The sequence below is a fragment of the Lutibacter sp. genome, assembly GCF_021647475.1.
Classification (GTDB): domain Bacteria; phylum Bacteroidota; class Bacteroidia; order Flavobacteriales; family Flavobacteriaceae; genus Lutibacter.
The window spans coordinates 1-2,083 of sequence record NZ_JAKIUR010000102.1 but is presented as its reverse complement, the minus strand read 5'-3'; the positions used below and the strand labels follow the sequence as shown (position 1 = coordinate 2,083).

Annotated in this window: 1 protein-coding gene and 1 pseudogene; one reads left to right on the top strand and one right to left on the bottom strand. The window is 28.5% G+C overall.

Going from position 1 to position 2,083, the window contains the following annotated elements; translation table 11 throughout:
• Positions 1 to 118 (top strand): annotated as a pseudogene (locus tag L3J60_RS13410) (IS1595 family transposase); the annotation flags it as partial.
• 83 nt (positions 119 to 201) lie between these two features.
• On the opposite strand, the gene L3J60_RS13405 reads toward L3J60_RS13410, so the two are convergent.
• A complete protein-coding gene (locus L3J60_RS13405; protein WP_291976075.1) occupies positions 202 to 1,788 on the bottom strand; it encodes a peptide chain release factor 3 in 1,587 nt (528 codons plus the stop codon).
• Between the last annotated feature and the right edge of the window lie 295 nt (positions 1,789 to 2,083).

Here is a 2,083-nt window from a genome sequence, read left to right as displayed (position 1 = left end):
TTGTTTTAGGATTAATCGTTCTCAATTTAAGGAAAACATATTTCATAAAACAATTAGTAGAATGGTAGAAAGTAAACCTATTTACCAAAATCAAATAAAACAGATACTAAGTGTATAACTCAATAAAATTAATTAAGAATTTTACATTCATATTTTATCAAATATTGGTTAAGATATATAATTTACAAAAGATAAAAATACTTAAAATTCACTAGTAAAGTGAAATTTTATAGTTGGGTATTTACTTTGAGTCATTTGAATAGTAAAAGCAGAATCGGCTAAAAACACCAATTGACCTTGTTTATCTTTAGCTAAATAACGGTGTTTTACACGTTTAAAATCTTTAAACTCTTCACTTTTTTCATCCTCGGGTTCCACCCAACAAGCTTTGTGTACGGGTAGGTTTTCGTAAGTACATTTGGCACCATATTCGTGCTCTAATCTATATTGTATTACTTCATATTGTAAAGCACCAACGGTACCAATTATTTTTCTTCCATTTATATCTAAGGTAAATAATTGAGCAACACCTTCATCCATTAATTGGTCTAAACCTTTATAAAGTTGTTTAGATTTTAATGGATCGGCATTGTTAACGTATCTAAAATGTTCAGGTGAAAAACTTGGAATTCCTTTAAAATTTAAGACTTCATTTTCGGTTAAAGTATCTCCAATTTTAAAGTTTCCAGAATCTTGAACACCTACAATATCTCCTGGAAAGGATTCTTCTACAATTTGTTTTTTTTCAGCAAAAAAGGCATTTGGACTAGAAAACTTCATTTTTTTGTTTAAACGAGTATGCAAATAAGGTGCATTTCGTTTAAAAATTCCTGAAACAATTTTTATAAAAGCTAATCTATTTCTATGATTTGGATCCATATTGGCATGAATTTTAAATACAAATCCGGTTAGTTTTTCTTCTTTTGAATCTACTAATCGTACATCCGACATTTTAGGTTGAGGTGATGGTGCAATTTCAATAAAGCAATCTAACAATTCTTTTACGCCAAAATTATTTAAGGCTGAACCAAAAAATACAGGTTGTAAATTTCCTTCTAAATATTCGTTTTTATTAAATTTCGGATATACTTCTGTAGCTAATTCTAATTCTTCACGTAATGTATCAGCAGCTTTATTGCCAATTATTTCGTCTAATTCGGGTGTAGAAATATCTGTAAATTCAATTCCTGTTGAAACGGTTTGTTTATTATCTCCTGAAAAGATATTTATCTTTTTTTCATAAATATTATAAATACCTTTAAAATCGTAACCCATTCCAATTGGAAAACTTAAAGGTGTAACTCTTAGACCTAACTTTTGTTCTACTTCATCTAATAAATCAAACGCATCTTTACCTTCTCTATCTAATTTATTGATAAAAACAATTATAGGAATTTTACGCATTCTACAAACTTCTACTAATTTTTCAGTTTGTTCCTCAACACCTTTTGCAACGTCAATAACCACAATTACACTGTCAACAGCAGTTAAAGTTCTAAAAGTATCTTCGGCAAAATCTTTGTGGCCAGGAGTGTCTAAAATATTGATTTTCTTATCTTTATAATTAAAAGCTAATACAGAAGTTGCAACCGAAATACCACGTTGACGTTCAATTTCCATAAAATCGGAAGTAGCACCTTTTTTTATTTTATTGCTTTTAACCGCACCCGCTTCCTGAATTGCACCGCCAAAAAGCAGTAACTTTTCAGTTAAGGTTGTTTTACCAGCATCGGGATGCGAAATAATTCCGAAAGTACGTCTGCGTTGTATTTCTTCTAAAAAACTCATTTTTCAAAATTTGAGGTGCAAAGATAAGTTTAAATGTTTTAAAGTTGAAAAGAATGTTATTTAAATAAGTTTCGTTAAAAAGATTGAAATAATTAAAAATAAAAATTACAACGTCATTACTAAAATTATAAGCAGTAGTTATAATTTGAAACAATCTTTCTATATTTGATGAGATTGCTTCCTCATTTCGCTTTGCTTCATTCATCCTTTAGATTAGCAAAGTTAAAATATTACATTTAATTTACATAATTGTTAATTACAAAGAATCTTTATTTCTTTGATAAAAAAAGAATGG

Bases quoted from the DNA above. Each gene is read 5' to 3' on its own strand.
- L3J60_RS13405 (WP_291976075.1), bottom strand. From the start codon at position 1,788: ATGAGTTTTTTAGAAGAAATACAACGCAGACGTACTTTCGGAATTATT.